A 16,713-nucleotide genomic window follows, 5' to 3' on the forward strand; every position below is an offset into this window, starting at 1 on the left:
CCCCAGACACAGCCGTGATGACCTTCCGGCTTCCTGAAGGTCGTTGTGAAAGCCTAACTGTCCTACCCGATCAGCAGGCTCAACGCCTCCGTAAGGTGCTCCACTTCCCGGACGGAGAAGCCTGGTGGCACGGGCCCCGGTCCGTTATGGCTGGCAGGGACCACGGCGTGGGTGAAGCCCAGACGGTGTGCTTCCTGGATGCGCTGGTTGATGCCGGGCACGGGCCGGACCTCGCCGGCCAGGCCCACTTCGCCGAATGCGATCAGCCGGATGGGCAGGGGTTTGCGGGCCTTCGCCGAAGCCACTGCCAGGGCAACGGCCAGGTCCGTGGCGGGCTCGCTGAGCTTCACACCGCCCACGGTGGCCACGTAGGAATCGTCCTTGTGCAGCAGGCAGCCGGCACGCTGCTGCAGCACCGCCAGGAGCATGGACACCCGTGAACTGTCCAGGCCGCTGGTGGCCCGGCGGGGCTGCGAGTTGGCGCTTTCGGCAAGCAGCGACTGCACCTCGGCCAGCAGCGGCCGCCGCCCTTCCATGGTCACCGTGATGCAGGTGCCGGAGACCGGCTCCTTGGTGCGGCTGACGAACAGCCCGCTGGGGTCCGTCAGCCCTTCGATGCCGTTCTCATTCAGGTCAAAACAGCCGACGTCGTCCGTGGGCCCGTACCGGTTCTTCACCGCGCGCAGCATCCGGAGCCGGGAATGCCGCTCGCCTTCGAACTGGCACACCACATCCACCAGGTGTTCGAGCAGCCGTGGCCCCGCGATGGACCCGTCCTTCGTCACGTGCCCCACCAGCAACGTGGTCATGTTCCGGCGCTTGGCAGCCGCGATGATGGACGCCGCAACCTCACGCACCTGCGAGACGCCGCCGGCGCTGCCATCCACGTCTGCGCTGCTGAGGGTCTGGACTGAGTCCACAATCAGCAGCCGCGGCTCGATCTTCTCCACCTGCCCCAGTGCCTGCCCCAGGTCCGTTTCGGCGGACAGGTACAGGGAATCCGCGACGGCGTCGATCCGTTCGGCTCGCAGCTTCACCTGCGCCGCGGATTCCTCGCCCGTGACATACAGGACATCCTGCGCCGTGCGGGCGAACTTGGCCGCGACATCCAGCAGGAGGGTTGACTTGCCCACACCAGGTTCACCGGCCAGCAGGATGACCGCACCCGGGACCAGGCCGCCGCCCAGCACGCGGTCCAGCTCGTCCACGCCGGTGGGCAGGAAAGCCGCCGTGGTGGCATCCACCTCGGCAATCCGGCGGGCCGGCTCCAGAACCGTGGTTGCCGCCGTCGTACGTGCTACGGCGGCGCCGGTTTCCTCAACCGTGCCCCAAGCCTGGCACTCGCCGCAGCGCCCCACCCACTTGACCGTGGTCCAACCGCATTCGGCGCACTTATAAGCCGGCGCTTTGGACGCCCGGGAAGTCTTTGTTGCCATGGGTTCCACCCTACTGGCGGGCACCGACATCCGGGCTCCGGGTTTCGACAATCTCAAGCAGCGCTACAACCCGGGCAGCACGTCCCGGGCCTCGCGCGAATCCATGCCGGTGGCTTCCAGGAGGTCCACCATGAGCGGCCGGAACAGCATCACCACAGTCTCACCCTCAAGCCGCTCGACCTCCAGCAATTTGGGGTGCAGCCGCAGCGCGATCTCGCTGAAGTCCTGCCGGGCCGTCCGAAGATGGGCGCGGCGCACGCCGTCGTGCGTTTCCGCCAGTCCGAGCGACAGTTCATCAATCGCGGCCGCGGTTTCCTGGAGTACGTCGGCGATGTTCGCGGTGGCGTTGTCTGAAAGCGCGGCGTGGTTGATGGCGCTGGTCAGCCGGCGTGCGAAGACGCGGCTGTTCCTGAGCGCAAGGTCGATGAAGTCGAGGGAATTCTCAAGCCGGTCCAGCTCGTCGCGGTGCCGGCGGTGGGCCGGCGCGAGGGTGGCCACTTCACCGGAAGCGCGCAGGGAATGGCGCATCGCGTCCACGAGCGGCTGGCAGTTCCGGCCGCGGATCAGCGCGTGCCAGGCCTGCGTGGAGTCGCTTTCGGTCAGGGCGGTGGCGCATTCCCGCAGCACTTCGGCCAGCTCGTGGAGCAGCTTCCGGACATCCTTGCGGGGCTCCCGGCGCGGATCCTTCGGAATCAGGATGGTCACCAGGAGGGCGAAAAGGCCACCCACCACGGCGTCCAGGCTGCGCGTGAAAGGCCCGCCGTCCGGCGCCGGCAGCAGCACCACCAGCAAGGATTGCAGCCCCAGCTGCGTGGTAAAGATGTTGCCGCTGTCCAGGAAGCGGGCCAGCAGGATGGAGAACAGAAGTACGACGGCGGCCTGCCAGATTCCGCTGCCCAGCCAGTGCAGCAGCAGATCACCGACGGCGATCCCGATGGTGCAGCCGAGGCCCACCTCCATCACCCGGCGCAGCCGCGGGTCACGCGAGAAGCCCAAGGCGATCAGTGACGATGTGGCCGCAAAGAGGGGTCCGGAGTGCCCCAAGACGTACTCGGCGAAGGCGTACGCCCCCACTGCGCACGCGGTCATCTGGACGGCGGGGACCAGGGAATTCCGGCTCCGGACCAGGCCGGTCTTGATGCGTCCGCGCAGGAAACGCCTGCTTGCTGTGAGTCCTGCTGCTGCGGCCATGCCCTCCAGTCTATTTGCCGCCCGGGCACCTAAGTCCGAAAGTGTGACGTGCGCAATGGTGACGCTGCAGTTGTAAGCCAATATGCCGCCGTCGTTAATCTCCTGTTCATCTGTGGCCGCCCATCCCGTTACCTGCGGCCCATAGATTCGTTGAAGGTACAAAACGTACGCATCGCGCTGCAGGGCGTCTCCGGTCCTGCTGCCGCTGAATATCCCTGGAAGGGGTACATCTAGTGAAGGCACTCCGTTTCGGCCGCCACGCGGCTATCGCTGTAATCGCAGCCGGCGCACTCGCGCTCACCGCCTGCGGTTCAGATAACGCCACGGGCAACACGCCTGCAGGCAACCAGACTTCTGCCGGCCCCAAGGTCACCGGCACGCTGACCGGGATCGGAGCATCCTCCACCGGTGCAGCCATGGACGCCTGGAAGGCCGGCTTCGCCGCTGCCAACCCCGGCGCCACCGTGCAGTACTCCCCGGACGGTTCCGGCGCAGGCCGCAAGGCAATCATCGACGGATCGGCCCAGTTCGCCGGCTCCGATGCTTACCTCAAGGATGAAGAGCTGGCCAGCTCCAAGGCCAAGTGCGGCCCGGAAGGCGCCATCAACATCCCCGTCTACATCTCCCCGATCGCTGTGGCCTTCAACGTCCCCGGCATCACCGAGCTGAAGCTTGACGCAACCACCGTGGCCAAGATCTTCCGCGGCGAGATCGCCAACTGGAACGACCCCGCCATCGCCGCCCTGAACTCGGGCGTCAGCCTCCCGGACCTGAAGGTCACCCCGGTGAACCGCTCTGACGATTCCGGTACCACCACCAACTTCACCGAGTACCTTGCTGCTGCTGCTGCCGATGTTTGGACCGACAAGGCTGCCGGCATCTGGCCCGCCACCCTGCAGGGCGAAAATGCCAAGGGCACCTCCGGTGTTGTCAAGACCGTCACCGACACCCCGGGCGCCGTGACCTACGCGGATGACTCCGCTGTGGGCGGCAAGCTGGGCACCGCCTCCATCAAGGTGGGCGAGGAGTTCGTCAAGATCTCCGCCGACGCCGCTGCCAAGGCTGTTGAAGCCGGCAAGGCCGTAGACGGCCGCTCGGCCACCGACGTCGCCATCAAGCTGGACCGCAAGACCACCGCCAAGGGTGCTTACCCGGTCGTCCTGGTTTCCTACCACGTTGTCTGCACCACCTACGACAAGCAGGAAACCGTTGACCTCGTCAAGGCCTTCGAAAGCTACGTAGTTTCGGACGCCGGCCAGAAGACGGCTGCTGACTCCGCGAAGTCCGCACCGCTCTCCTCGGCCCTCGCCGAGAAGGCCGTCAAAGCCATCGAATCCATCAAGGTCAAGTCCTAGTACCTGTCCCTGAACCACGTTCCCCGCCACGCCGAAAGGCGGGGCGGGGAACTTTGGCTTGTAAGCTCGTTTTAGGCACCGCCCACAACCGAAGGGTCTGGAATGACCGCCACCCCCCTGAGTAGTTCCCAGGGCGCAGGCCGCGCCGGGGATAAGATCTTTTCCGCCGCCGCCCTAGCCGCCGGGTGCCTCATCCTCGCCGTCTTGTTCGGCGTGGCACTCTTCCTTGTTGTCCAGGCCATTCCGGCGCTCACCGCCCCGGCCGCCGAGATCCAGGGCGGCGAGGGCTTCTTCGCCTACATCAGGCCGATCGTTATCGGCACGCTCATCGCAGCCGTCATCGCACTGGTGATCGCAACACCCATCGCCATTGGCGTGGCCCTGTTCATCTCCCACTTCGCCCCGCGCGGACTCGCGTCCGGCCTTGGCTACGTGGTGGACCTCCTGGCCGCCATCCCGTCCGTGATTTACGGTGCCTGGGGCGCAGCGTTCCTCGCCAAGGAAATCTCCCCCGCCTACAACTGGCTGGCCGAGAACATGGGCTGGCTGCCCATCTTCCAAGGTCCCGCCTCTGCCACCGGCAAAACCATCCTGACCGCCGGCATTGTGCTCTCGGTGATGGTCTTGCCGATCATCACGTCCCTGAGCCGCGAAATCTTCCTGCAGACGCCCAAGCTCCATGAGGAAGCCGCCCTGGCCCTCGGCGCCACGCGCTGGGAAATGATCAAGATGTCGGTCCTGCCATTCGCCCGTCCGGGCATCATCAGCGCCGTCATGCTGGGCCTGGGCCGTGCGCTGGGGGAGACCATGGCAGTTGCCCTGGTCCTCTCCTCCGGTGCCCTGACAGCCAGCCTGATCACGTCCGGCAACCAGACCATCGCCGCGGAGATCGCCCTGAACTTTCCCGAAGCGAGCGGCCTGAAGGTCAGCACGCTCATCGCCGCAGGCCTGGTCCTGTTTGTGATCACCCTGGGCGTGAACATGATTGCCCGCTGGATCATCACCCGGCACAAAGAATTCTCGGGAGCCAACTAAATGTCCTCCACTCTTACCCCCGTGCGCAGTAAGCGTTCAGCCCTCACCAAAGGCCAGCTACCCAAGTACGCGCCGTACGTTGTCCTGGGACTCGCGCTCATCGTGGGCGCGGCAATCCTGGCACTGATCGGGTTCAATGCCTTTGGCTGGGGCATCGTCTCGGCCATCCTGTTCGCTGCCGGCCTGGTGGGCTGGAGCGCGGCGGTGGAAGGCTCGCGCAAAGCCAAGGACAAGCTGGCCACCTGCCTGGTGGTGGGCTCTTTCCTGATCGCGCTGCTCCCACTGATCTCCGTGATCTGGACGGTGCTGGTCAACGGAGTCCCCGGCCTCATCGCCCCGGGCTTCCTCACCAGCTCCATGAACGGCGTCACGGGCGTCTACGACAATAAGGCCGTCGAAGAGGGTGCCCCCGTTATCGGTGGCATCTACCACGCCTTGTTGGGCACCATCCAGATCACGCTGGTAGCCACCGTGATCTCCGTGCCCGTCGGACTGCTGAGCGCCATTTACCTGGTGGAGTACGGCAATGACGGCCGTTTGGCCCGCGCCATCACGTTCTTTGTGGACGTTATGACCGGCATCCCGTCCATCGTTGCCGGCCTGTTCGCCGCAGCGTTCTTCTTCGCCGTGGTGGGGCCCGGCACCAAAACCGGTGCCGTCGCCGCCGTCGCACTTTCGGTCCTGATGATTCCCGTAGTGGTGCGTTCCAGCGAGGAAATGCTCAAGATCGTCCCCAACGAACTGCGCGAAGCGGCCTACGCGTTGGGTGTGCGTAAGTGGCGCACCATCCTCAAGGTGGTTATCCCGACGGCGATCTCCGGCATCGCGTCCGGCGTCACCTTGGCGATCGCCCGCGTTATCGGTGAGACTGCGCCCATCCTGGTCACCGCCGGGTTTGCCACCAGCATCAACAACAACGTGTTCGGCGGCTGGATGGCCTCGCTGCCCACGTTCATCTACACCCAGATCCTGAACCCCACCTCGCCGGCCAACCCGGACCCGTCCTCGCAGCGGGCCTGGGGCGCCGCCCTGGTGCTGATCATCCTGGTAATGGTGCTGAACCTTGGCGCCCGGCTGATCGCCAGGACCTTTGCGCCCAAGACCGGCCGGTGAAATTTTTTCAGCAGGCCATTCCGGTCCTTGCGGCCAAACCCTAGACTTCAATCCATACCCAGCAAGTGAAGGAACACCATGTCTAAGCGCATCGACGTCAAAGACCTGAACGTGTACTACGGCGATTTTCTGGCCGTGGAGGATGTCAGCATCAACATCGAGGCCAAGTCCGTAACGGCCTTCATCGGTCCCTCAGGCTGTGGCAAGTCCACGTTCCTGCGCACCCTGAACCGCATGCACGAGGTTCTGCCTGGCGCCCGCGTCGAAGGCGAAGTCCTGATGGACGGCGACAACCTCTACGGCCCCGGCGTGGACCCCGTGACGGTGCGTTCGCAGATCGGCATGGTCTTCCAGCGGCCCAACCCGTTCCCCACGATGTCCATCCGCGACAACGTGCTGGCCGGCGTCAAGCTGAACAACAAGAAGATCTCCAAGGGCGAGGCCGACGTCCTCGTGGAGAGGTCCCTCCAGAGCGCCAACCTTTGGAACGAGGTCAAGGACCGCCTGGAGAAGCCCGGATCCGGCCTGTCAGGCGGCCAGCAGCAGCGCCTCTGCATCGCCCGTGCCATTGCGGTGGAACCGCAGGTGATCCTCATGGACGAGCCGTGCTCGGCGCTGGACCCGATCTCCACGCTGGCCATCGAGGACCTTATCAACGATCTCAAGGACCAGTACACCGTGGTGATCGTGACCCACAACATGCAGCAGGCCGCCCGCGTTTCGGAAAAGACGGCGTTCTTCAACATCGCCGGTACCGGCAAGCCGGGCAAGCTGATCGAATACGGGAACACCCAGACCATCTTCAACAACCCCACCGTGAAGGCCACCGAGGACTACGTCTCCGGCCGCTTCGGATAAGCCCCACCACCGGCTCCCAGCCACAAATACGCATCGATTGCTCCGGCAGCGCCCTTTTGACAGCTCAGAAGGGCGGGATGGGCCCACGCCGGCAGGGTGCCCTAGCCGAGCTTGCGAGGCAAGGGAGCCGGTGGGGACAGTCGATGCGGCGTTTAAAGCTTGCGCTCAGCCCGCCAAAGGTGACATCGCCAGGGCCAGCACGAAGGCCCCGGCCGCGGATGCCACGGGGGTCATGACCCACAGCCCCAGAATGCGGATCACCAGCTTCCGGTTGGTCACGGAGAAGTTCTGGTTCTCGCCTGCGCCCAGCACGGCGGACGTCACGATGTGGGTGGTGGACACGGGCCAGTGCAGTCCGATGGCGCCCACGAACAGGATCACCGCGCTGAAGATCTGGGCCACAGAGCCCCGCAGCGGGTCAATCCGGGTGATTTTGTAGCCGATGGTTTGAGAGATCCGCCAGCCGCCGAAAAGCGTTCCCACCGCTATCATCACCGCGGAGAGCAGCGCCACCCACATGGGGATAGTGCCGCCGTCGGAATATCCAGCCGCCAGCAGGGCCAGCAGCAGCACGGCACTGATCCGCTGGCCGTCCTGCAGGCCGTGCCCGAATGCCACGGCGCCGGCGGCGATGGACTGGCTGCGGCGGAAGCGTTGATTGACAACGTTGGGCTGGGCGTAGCGTGCCGCCCACGTGACTGGGAAAACCAGCAGGAACGCGCCGCTGTAAGCAACCAGTGGCGACAGGAGCAGCGGCAGGACCACCTGGAACAGCAGTGACTGGTTCACCGCGCCCACACCTGCGCCGCCCACGGCCAGGCTGGCCAGACCGGCGCCGCCCAGCCCTCCCACCAGGGCATGGGTGGAGGACGCCGGAATGCCGCGCCACCACAGCAGGACGCCCCAGACGCAGGCGCTCGCGAGCCCTGCAACCAGCATGCTAAGGCCGTTGGTGCCGTCTGGAAGGCTGATCCAGGTCTGGCTGATGGTTACCGCCAGGCCGGCGCTGAGCAGGGCGCCCAGGAAGTTGAAGAAGGCCGCAAGCAGCACGGCCACGCTTGGCGTGAGCGCCCGGGTGCGGACAGCCAGCGCAACGGACGTGGAGGCGTCCCTGAAGCCGTTCAGGAAGGCAAATCCCGCGGCCAGCACAACCACCGCAGCAAAGATGACTTCGGTCACTCAGGATTCCTTGACGATGATGCTGCCCACCTGGGTGGCAATGCGCCGCATGTCCTTGGTGACTTCCACCAGCTGGTTGGCGATGTCGCGGTGGCGGGAATACTGCGCCCACTTCATTTCCTGGATCATGTCCGCTACCCAGACCCGGTGCGACCGTTCGGCGCGCTTGGCGAGCCGCAGGATCTCGATCCAGTAGTCCTCCAGGTCATCGAGGTTGTTCAGCCGGCGCATGGCGTCCACCGTGAGTTCGGCCTGCCGGTTGATGACATCCACCTGGTCCGCCGCCCGTTTTGGCAACCGCTCCAGCTTGTACAGGGCCACCAGCTCGGCGGCGGCATCCAGTTTCTCGATGGCCTCGTTGAGGTAGCGGGACAGTGCGTACATGTCCTCGCGGGGTAGCGGGTTTACGAAGCTGGTGCGCATGTGGGTGAGCAGGGCGAAGTGAAGCTCGGCGGACGTGGCCTCGTGGTTGTGCATGTCGTCCACGAGCTTGGCGTGCTCCGTGGCAGGGACGCCAAGGATCTCTGCCATGGTGGCGCTGGCATGCACAATTTGCTGGGCCATCTGGGACAGCAGGGTCAGCCCTGCGGGCTCCTGGGGAAAAAGGCGCAGCTTCACGTTGGGATACCGGTCTCCGGGGGATGTACAGGGGTCGGGGGCCGCCCACTTGTGACTTGACGCAGGCCAGCAGCTGATGTTGATTCTACCGGCCCAGTGCCCGCGGCCTGAAAGCAGGCGCAAAAATGGTGCCGAACCGGATACGCCTCTCGGCGGTAGGCCGCTCTAGGCGGCTAATTGTTGAAGCCCGGGGGTTTCGCGGCTCGACACCAGTTTCAGTGTTCTACGTTGCTTGGCCCAAGTCAACATTGACAGATCGGCGCCGGTGGTTCAGTCGAGCTCGCCCAGGCGCCAGGCATTTGCCGCATGTTCAAGGTCCTCGGCCGTCTTCACGAGCTGGTGCGAGTTGCGTGTGAGCTTGCTCGCGTGGGCTTCGTTGCCGAGCTCGGCGCCGTCGGCGATCGTCGCCTGGCCGAGCGCCACCACGCGGCAGAACGCGGCGGAACGTTCCAGCGCGACGTCGAACTCGCCGTCGAACGCTCCGGAGAGTATGGCGTCAGCCATGGTCCGCATTTCCTCGGCTCCCGGCGGTTCAGCGGCGCCGGCCACCACGTTGGAAACCTGCGCGGTGTCCTTGCCTGCCCGGAAGTACACGGAGATCCGTTCGGGGTCCTGGACGGTGGCGGCGCGCAGGGCGTACAGCCGCCAGAGGGCACCGGGCAGCGAACGCGCCGGACTTTCCGCCCACATCTCCGCGATGGCCTCCAGGCCCTGCTCGTCGGTCAGCTTGACCAGGCGTTCGGTGATGACGGGATCGTCGCTGTCGCGTCCGTGGCGCACCAGTGCCTGGGCGGCGAGGTGGGCGGCCTCGGAGACGCGCGCAGGATCGGGGCCGCCTGCAAACGGCTCAAAGTCGATGGGGGCGAACGGCTTGGGCTTGTGATGTCGGTTGGCTCCGCCGTAGTGACTGGGTCCTGCTTGTTCGCTCATGCCCCCACGCTACTCCTGTGCCGCGCGGGAAATCGAGTACTGTTTGCAGCCAGGATGGACCTTGCCAACGCCGGTGACGCTGTGCGGATACGGAACATACGACGCCGGCGGACAACCTGCGTGCCAAAGCCGCCCCGTGTGTGGGGTAAAGTATTTTACGTCCAGAAATGGACTGGGCTGATCGGTCGTATGACCGTCGGCTGGGGCCTTTAGCTCAGTTGGTAGAGCATCGGACTTTTAATCCGTGGGTCGTGGGTTCGATCCCCACAGGGCCCACCCACGTGGAAGACCAGAGACACTTCGTCTCTGGTCTTCTTTCGTGTACCGCGACGGGATTCCGGAGGTGCCGGCGGTAGCCTGAGCCGCGGCAGCCTAATGCTCGAAATGCGTGTCCGGTGCTCCGCCTGGCAGATTCGCCAAGATGCCCTCAGCCACCTTGCGGAGCTTAATGTTCCGGTGGCTGGATGCCTTGGCGATGATGGCAATTGCGTCGTTGTAGGAGCACCTGTTCTGCGCCATGATGACGCCGCAGGCAATGTCGATGGACGTCCGGCTTTCCAAGGCTGACTGCAGGTCCGACGCCCTGGTGCTGGCTGACTCCAACTCAAGGGCCAGCCTGAGGCCGCGGGACGCGAGGTCAGTGAAACTGCGGGCCTCGGCGATGACGTGCAGCGGGAACGCCTGGGGGCTGGCTGCGAAGAAGGCGAGGGCGGCCTCGGTGCCCTCATCCAAGGAAAGCCGCACGCCCAGGACGCTGTCGAACCCGGCGTCCTGCAAGTGCGGCCTGTAGCGTCCCCAGCGGAAGTCGGAGGCCACGTGGTTCATGGCCGCGGTCCCTGTGCCGGTGAGGGCTTCGGTCAGGGGGCCTTCGCCGACTTCCTTTTCCAGCCGGGCCAGCGTCGCGGTCCGCGTGCCGGTTCCAGCGGTGGCTCTGGAGCGTTTGGCCCGGCTCAGGACCAGGGCGCATTCGATGGGAACGCCGGCGAGCCGGCTCAGCGTGGCCGCGCCCAGGTGGGCCAGGATCTCCAGGGAGTCAGACATGTCCTTCGAGCCGGTGACCAAGTCGGGGATAAACCCGTCGGCACCGACCATCCCGATGGTGACCGCTTTCGCTGCCGGTTCCGCGCCAGGACGATCGCCCGGTGCCGGGTTGGGCATGCGGTCCGGGATTGCCGCCGGCCCCGGATGCGGGGCTGCATGCTGTGTGGTGTGTTGGGCCGGATGAGCGGGCGCTGGCCTCCTGCCCGCCGACGCGTGTGACTGGGAAGCCTCGGATCGGGAATACTTCACGTCCGCCTCCCGCCGGGACACCGGGAACTGATTGGAAGAGTTGGATGAATGTGAAGCGTGGAGGACAAAGGGCCGGCGACGGCTGGGGGAGAGGCCTTGGTCTCTAAGACCTCCTCGTCGCCGGCCCCGCTTACTTCCCGGACCCCTTGGAGCGGGAAAACGCGGCTGCCGAGTCGTGTATTCATCCTTCCCACAACCCCCTAGTGAGACATCCAAACCAGTGCGATTTGCGAGTCTTAACTCATTAGTCGAACGTAGTTCTGTAATGGCCCCGGGCAACCGCGTAATCGGTACTTGTTTTTCAAATTAGGTAGTACTTGGTTTTTCGGAAGAACTACTCAACTCCGCGCTGATGAGTTCTCCTCCGCCGGCACGATCACCATCGAGCCGGCGTTCAGCGTCGGACCCGTCCGGCGACGGACTTCCGCGCCTTCGTCGAACACCTGGAACTGACCCGCGAACTCGGTGTTTCCACGGTCCGGTACCGGGCGGCAACTTCGTGCCCTGGTCCATAATCCGGTTGGCGCTCGATTCCTAGGCAGGACCCGAGTTTTTGTCCAGTAATGCGCGCAAAACGACTGGCGAAGTCCCATTACATGGACAAAAACTCCAGGTCATGACGCAGGCTGCGGGAGGTGGAAGGATGAGGGCCATGGAACTGCATATCACGGGTGACCCGGTCGCCGACCAACTGCTGACCGATGACGCGTTTGCGCTGCTGACAGGCATGCTGCTGGACCAGCAGGTAACCATGGAATCCGCCTTTGCCGGGCCGGAGAAGATCCGGGCCCGGATCGGGTCCATCGCCCCGGCCGCGGTTGCCGCGTACGAACCTCAGGCGTTCGTCGACGTGTTCAAGGAACGGCCCGCGGTGCACCGGTTCCCCGGCTCGATGGCGGGACGTGTCCAGGCGCTCGCCGAGACGGTGCAGCATGACTGGGACGGCGATGCAACGCTGATCTGGACCAGGGGCGACCCGGACGGCCCGGAGGTGCTGCGCCGACTGCAGGCACTGCCAGGATTCGGGGAGCAGAAGGCAAAGATTTTCCTTGCGCTCCTGGGGAAGCAGCGCGGGCTGAGCGCCCCCGGCTGGCGCGAGGCCGCTGGCCACTACGGCCAGGAGGATGCCTTCCTTTCGGTTGCCGACATCGTGAGTCCCGAATCGCTCGCCAAGGTGCGGGCCAGCAAGCAGGCAGCAAAGGCGGCGGCCAAGGCTGCCAAGGGCTGACCGCGCATCGCAGTGACCATGAACGATGTTGCGCGCGCCGCCGGGGTGTCGTTGAAGACCGTGTCGACGTGCTCAACGACTACGAGTTCATCCGGCCGGTCACCAGGCAACGGGTCCAGGACGCCATTGCCGCACTGGGCTACGAGGCGAACCTGACAGCTCGCAGCCTGCGCTCCGGGAAGACCCACATGCTGGGCCTGGTGCTGTCCGACCCCGCGGCGCCGTACTACGCAGAGCTGGCCTCGAGGGTGATGGCGGCCGCGGAGCGGCGCGGCTACCGGGTGCTGGTGGAACAGTCCGGCGCCCTGGAAGCCAACGAACTCGGTGCCCTGCACGGTCCGCAGGACACCAGTTCGTTCAGACCACGACGGCGGCAGTAGCTTTCGTTCCTTGGCTCACTTCCGCCCCCGGCAGGTCCGCAGCCAGCTCCACGGCTGTGGGAGGATTCGCGCCCGGCCGGCGAACGGTAATGGCTGCCGCCTTCGACGCCATGTGCCCGATCGTGGCCAGGACGTCCTGTCCCAGACCCTCGGCGCGGCGCGACAGCAGGCCCCAGATCAGGGCTGCCATGTACGAATCACCGGCACCGATGGTGTCTGCCACCGTGGACCGGACGGCGGGGATGAAAAGCTGTGTGGCAGGCGTCGCCAACAATGAACCTTCTCCGCCGAGGGTGACCACTGCCAGTCCCGCGCCCAGCCGCAGGATCCGTTCTGCCGCGTCCTCAAGGCGGACTCCCGGGTACAACCATGCGGCATCCTCATCGCTGAGCTTGACCACGTCCGTCAGCGGAACCAGGTCCTCGAAAATCCGCACGGCCTCTGCCTGGCTGCCCAGCAATGCGGGCCTGATGTTCGGATCGTAGGTGACGAGGCACCCGCGGTGCGACTGTTCCAGAAGTGCCCGCACCGCCGTCGCTCCCGGCGCCAGGAAGGTGGCGATGGATCCGGTGTGGAGAACTTTGGGCAGGTGAGCGGGGGCCGCTGCCGCCAGTTCCCAGCTGATGTCGAAGTCGTATGTGGCGGCGCCGTCCGCGGCGAGGGTTGCCGTGGCAGATGCTGTTCGCGCAGCTGACTTTGAGCCAGGTAGGAGTTCGACGCCGGCGCTTCGCAGGTGCGCTTCGATCGCCGCGCCGCGGGCGTCTGCGCCCAGCGACGTCAGCAGCGCGGTGGATACGCCGAGACGTCCCAGGCCGTAGGCCACGTTCATCGGCGAGCCACCAGGATGCTCGATGGGGCCGTTGCTTGAAGCGACAACGTCGACGAGCGCTTCGCCGATGACGACGACGTCGACGGCGGCCGCCGCGGGAATTCCGGACGTGCTGCCAGGGGATTTGCTGTGCACGGGAGAGCCTTTCATGGGGCCGTCCGCGGGCCTGATGCAGGCCCGCGGACGGCGGTGGGGTCAATCGGGTGGTGCTGGGTCAGGCTGTGGCGGCACCGGTCATGATGGCCACCGCATCGGTCATCGTGTGGGACTGCGGCGTGATGGTGGCAGCGCACTTGCCCAGGCGCTGGATGTGGATCCGGTCAGCCACGTCGAACACGTGCGGCATGTTGTGGCTGATCAGGATCACGGGCAGTCCCCGGTCCCGGAGGTCCTTGACCAGCTGCAGGACCTGGTTGGACTCCCTGACGCCGAGGGCCGCCGTCGGCTCATCCAGCACCACTACTTTTGAACCGAACGCCGCGGCGCGGGCCACCGCGACAGCCTGGCGCTGGCCGCCGGAGAGGTTCTCCACCGGCACTGTCACGTCCTGGAGCGTGGAGATTCCGAGCCGCGTCAGCTCCTGTTTGGCCTTCAAGCGCATGCCTTTGGTGTCCAGCATCCGGAACACGCTCCCGAGGAGTCCCGCACGCCGTTCCTCCCGGCCCAGGAACAGGTTGGAGGCGACATCCAGGGCCGGGGAGACCGCCAGGTTCTGGTAGACAGTTTCGATGCCGTGGACCCGGGCGTCCTGCGGTCGCTTGAAGTGCACCGGTTGTCCTGACACAAAGAGCTCGCCGGAGTCCGGGACTTCTGCCCCTGTGAGGCATTTGATCAGGGTGGATTTGCCCGCCCCGTTGTCGCCAATGATCGCCAGGACTTCGCCGGGATAGAGGTCCAGGCTGACGCCGTCGAGCCCCACCACCCGGCCGAAAGTCTTGACGAGGTTCCTGGCCTGCAGGATGGGTTGGCGGAGTTCCGTGCCCGTGGACTCCAACTGGGAGGCGGTCATGATTTCACCTTTCGGATCCACTGGTCCACGGACACAGCGATGATGATAAGTACGCCCACGGCGAGGGTCTGGTAGAGCACATCCAGGCCCGCAAGGGACAGCCCGTTGCGGAACACGCCCACGATCAGCGCACCCAGAAGCGAGCCCCACACGGAACCGCGCCCGCCGAAGAGGCTGGTTCCGCCGATCACGACTGCGGTGATGGAGTCCAGGTTCAGGTCCACCCCGGCGTTGGGGCTGGCTGCGTTGGTCCGGCCGATTTGGATCCATGCACCCACTGCCAGGACAGCGCCTGCGGCCAGATAGACACTCATGAGGACACGGTTGACGGGGATGCCGGCCAGCCTGGCCGCTTCCTTGTCATCGCCAACGGCGTAGACGTGGCGTCCCCAGGCAGTCTTGCCCAGGATAAACGCCACCGCTACGTAGAGCAGGAGCATCATGACCACGCCTGTGGAAATGCGCACGGGACCCACCGGGAATGTGCTTCCCATCCAGGTCAGCAGCCCCGGCATGCTTGAGCCGCGCACCGTGGAACCGCCCGAATACAGCAGCGTCAGGGCAATGAAGATATTGAGGGTTCCGAGCGTGACAATAAACGGCGGCAGCCGGAACCTGGTGACCAGGAAGCCGTTCAGCGCGCCCGCGGCCAGTCCCACGGCCAGGCCGGCGACGAGTGCCAGGGGCCCGGGCAGACCGTAGGAGTCGGCCAGTTGGGCCACCACCATGGAGGCAAGGATCATCACGGCGCCTACGGACAGGTCAATGCCTGCCGTGAGGATAATCAGTGTCTGGGCAATAGCCAGGGTGCCCACCACGGACACCTGCTGGGTGATCAGTGACAGGTTTTCGACCCGCAGGAACCTGTCATTGAGCAGCCCGAACGCCACCACCGCGACGATCAGCACAATGGCAGGGCTGAGGGCAGGATATCTGTGCAGGGTGTTGCGGATGCGGCTAAGCGGCGTCCTGCGGTCAAGGAATTCTTCCGCCAGGTCGGCCGGGCCTGCGGCGGGCGGACCGGCGGTCTGTTGCTGGGTCACGGTTGCTCCTGAAGTGATCGTTCTGCGCTCTTACTTGCCCCAGCAGATGTCGCTGGCCTTGGTCGTGGTGATGCTCTTGACGCCGTCGGCGGGCTTATCCGTGACCAGCTCCACGCCGGTGTTGAAGAAGTCCAATCCGGCGGAGTTGGCCGGCTTCTTACCGGTCTTGGCCAGTTCGACGATGGCCTTGACGCCCATTTCGGCCATCTTGACCGGGTACTGCTGGGCGGTGGCGCCGATGACGCCGGACTTGACGTTGTCCACGCCGGCGCAGCCGCCGTCGACGGAAACGATCAGGACATCTTTCTCTTTGCCGGCTGACTTCAGGGCCTCAAAGGCGCCCGCTGCTGCGGGCTCGTTGATGGTGTAGACAACGTTGATGTCCGGGTTCTTGGACAGCAGGTTTTCCATGCCGGAACGGCCGCCGTCCTCAGCGCCCTGGGATGCCTGGCTGCCGACGATCTCGTAGTCGCCGCCCTTGCCGCCGGTGTACTTGCCGGCCTTGGCCTCGTCGCCGTTCTTCTTGGCGTCCGCGGTGTCGATGCCCAGGCCGGTGAGGAAGCCCTGGTCGCGGTTGTAGTCGACCGAGACAACCTTGTCGTCGAACAGGTCAAGCAGGGCGATGGTGGCCTTCTTGCCTCCCAACTGCGCGGCGGTCCACTTGCCGATCAGCTCCCCGGCGGCGAAGTTGTCCGTGGCGAAGGTGATGTCCGCGGCATCGGCCGGGTCCGGCGGGGTATCAAGGGCGATCACAAAGAGCCCGGCGTCCTTGGCCTTCTTGAGGGCGTCCACCACGGACGGGCCGTTCGGGGTGATCAGGATTCCCTTGTCGCCCTTGGAAATGGCGTTCTCGATGGCCTGGATCTGGGTGTCCTCATCGCCGTCGGCCTTGCCTGCGGCAAGCTTGAGGTCAACGCCGTCGGCCGCCGCTGCCTTCTTGGCGCCTTCCTGCATGGCAACGAAGAAGGGGTTGGTGGTGGTCTTGACGATCAGGGAGACGCCCACCTTCTCGTCGGTGGCGGTTCCAGCGCCGGCGGAGGTGCCGCCACCGCAGGCGGTGAGGCTGAGCGTACCGAGAGTCAGGACTGCGCCTATGGCCAGCAGGCGGTGCGAAAGCGTGGGTGTGGCTTTGGAACTCAACATTGAATCTCCTACGTTCGTGGCACTTTCCCGTGCCTGACAACGATGTCAAAACACATGTAATCAACGTCACAATGTA

General features: G+C 65.3%; 15 protein-coding genes, 1 tRNA gene and 1 pseudogene. 7 read left to right on the forward strand and 10 right to left on the reverse strand.

The genetic code is table 11. The annotated features are described in order from the left end of the window. Positions 1-62 precede the first annotated feature (62 nt). Together radA and ASG77_RS17480 are read right to left on the reverse strand one after the other, a co-directional pair. Complete coding sequence (gene radA, locus ASG77_RS17475) at positions 63-1,436, reverse strand: DNA repair protein RadA (RefSeq protein WP_056347843.1); 1,374 nt, start codon at positions 1,434-1,436, stop codon at positions 63-65. 63 nt (positions 1,437-1,499) lie between these two features. Next, positions 1,500-2,627 carry an FUSC family protein gene (locus ASG77_RS17480; RefSeq protein ID WP_056347845.1) on the reverse strand — a complete coding sequence of 376 codons (1,128 nt, stop codon included), beginning with the start codon at positions 2,625-2,627 and terminating at the stop codon, positions 1,500-1,502. A gap of 233 nt (positions 2,628-2,860) precedes the next feature. On the opposite strand from ASG77_RS17480, the gene pstS reads away from it, so the two are divergent. From pstS to pstB, 4 genes are all read left to right on the forward strand, one after another. Then, on the forward strand, positions 2,861-3,982 hold the full coding sequence (pstS, locus tag ASG77_RS17485) for a phosphate ABC transporter substrate-binding protein PstS (protein WP_056347847.1): 1,122 nt from the start codon (positions 2,861-2,863) through the stop codon (positions 3,980-3,982). A 102-nt stretch (positions 3,983-4,084) separates the two neighbouring features. Continuing rightward, entirely contained in the window at positions 4,085-5,017 is a 933-nt protein-coding gene (gene pstC, locus ASG77_RS17490) for a phosphate ABC transporter permease subunit PstC (protein WP_056347849.1), read from the forward strand. Further along, positions 5,018-6,130 carry a phosphate ABC transporter permease PstA gene (gene pstA / locus ASG77_RS17495; RefSeq protein ID WP_056347852.1) on the forward strand — a complete coding sequence of 371 codons (1,113 nt, stop codon included), beginning with the start codon at positions 5,018-5,020 and terminating at the stop codon, positions 6,128-6,130. 78 nt (positions 6,131-6,208) lie between these two features. Next, positions 6,209-6,988 (forward strand): phosphate ABC transporter ATP-binding protein PstB, encoded by a 780-nt coding sequence (gene pstB / locus ASG77_RS17500; protein ID WP_056347854.1) that lies wholly within the window; start codon positions 6,209-6,211, stop codon positions 6,986-6,988. A gap of 165 nt (positions 6,989-7,153) precedes the next feature. Here pstB and ASG77_RS17505 read toward each other — a convergent pair whose 3' ends face one another. The 3 genes from ASG77_RS17505 to ASG77_RS17515 all read right to left on the reverse strand — a co-directional run bounded on the left by ASG77_RS17505 (position 7,154) and on the right by ASG77_RS17515 (position 9,715). After that, a complete protein-coding gene (locus ASG77_RS17505) occupies positions 7,154-8,167 on the reverse strand; it encodes an inorganic phosphate transporter (RefSeq protein ID WP_056347855.1) in 1,014 nt (337 codons plus the stop codon). Further along, positions 8,168-8,785: a DUF47 domain-containing protein gene (locus tag ASG77_RS17510; protein WP_056347857.1), complete on the reverse strand. Its 618-nt coding sequence runs from the start codon at positions 8,783-8,785 to the stop codon at positions 8,168-8,170. Positions 8,786-9,055: 270 nt separating this feature from the next. Next, on the reverse strand, positions 9,056-9,715 hold the full coding sequence (locus ASG77_RS17515; RefSeq protein WP_056347859.1) for a hypothetical protein: 660 nt from the start codon (positions 9,713-9,715) through the stop codon (positions 9,056-9,058). Between the two features lie 203 nt (positions 9,716-9,918). On the opposite strand from ASG77_RS17515, the gene ASG77_RS17520 reads away from it, so the two are divergent. Further along, positions 9,919-9,991, forward strand: a tRNA-Lys gene (locus ASG77_RS17520). Positions 9,992-10,087: 96 nt separating this feature from the next. On the opposite strand, the gene ASG77_RS17525 is transcribed toward ASG77_RS17520, so the two are convergent. Next, complete coding sequence (locus ASG77_RS17525) at positions 10,088-10,873, reverse strand: ANTAR domain-containing protein (RefSeq protein WP_235564637.1); 786 nt, start codon at positions 10,871-10,873, stop codon at positions 10,088-10,090. A gap of 784 nt (positions 10,874-11,657) precedes the next feature. Between ASG77_RS17525 and ASG77_RS17530 the strand changes: the two genes are divergently transcribed. Continuing rightward, a complete protein-coding gene (locus tag ASG77_RS17530) occupies positions 11,658-12,233 on the forward strand; it encodes an HhH-GPD-type base excision DNA repair protein (protein WP_200950795.1) in 576 nt (191 codons plus the stop codon). 6 nt (positions 12,234-12,239) lie between these two features. Next, positions 12,240-12,571 (forward strand): annotated as a pseudogene (locus tag ASG77_RS17535) (LacI family DNA-binding transcriptional regulator); the annotation flags it as partial. Between the two features lie 19 nt (positions 12,572-12,590). Here the strand turns inward: ASG77_RS17535 and ASG77_RS17540 are convergent. The 4 genes from ASG77_RS17540 to ASG77_RS17555 form a co-directional block, all read right to left on the reverse strand. Further along, a complete protein-coding gene (locus ASG77_RS17540) occupies positions 12,591-13,577 on the reverse strand; it encodes a carbohydrate kinase family protein (RefSeq protein ID WP_235564640.1) in 987 nt (328 codons plus the stop codon). 79 nt (positions 13,578-13,656) lie between these two features. Then, positions 13,657-14,451, reverse strand: a complete 795-nt coding sequence (locus tag ASG77_RS17545; RefSeq protein WP_056347867.1) for an ATP-binding cassette domain-containing protein — start codon at positions 14,449-14,451, stop codon at positions 13,657-13,659. After that, the gene (locus ASG77_RS17550) at positions 14,448-15,494 is read right to left on the reverse strand and encodes an ABC transporter permease (RefSeq protein WP_056347869.1); all 1,047 of its coding nucleotides are present in this window, start codon (positions 15,492-15,494) and stop codon (positions 14,448-14,450) included. The genes ASG77_RS17545 and ASG77_RS17550 overlap by 4 nt, the downstream gene beginning before the upstream one ends. A 30-nt stretch (positions 15,495-15,524) precedes the next feature. Continuing rightward, positions 15,525-16,637 (reverse strand): substrate-binding domain-containing protein, encoded by a 1,113-nt coding sequence (locus tag ASG77_RS17555; protein WP_056347871.1) that lies wholly within the window; start codon positions 16,635-16,637, stop codon positions 15,525-15,527. Positions 16,638-16,713: the final 76 nt, after the last annotated feature.

The sequence above is a fragment of the Arthrobacter sp. Soil762 genome, assembly GCF_001428335.1.
Lineage (GTDB): Bacteria > Actinomycetota > Actinomycetes > Actinomycetales > Micrococcaceae > Arthrobacter.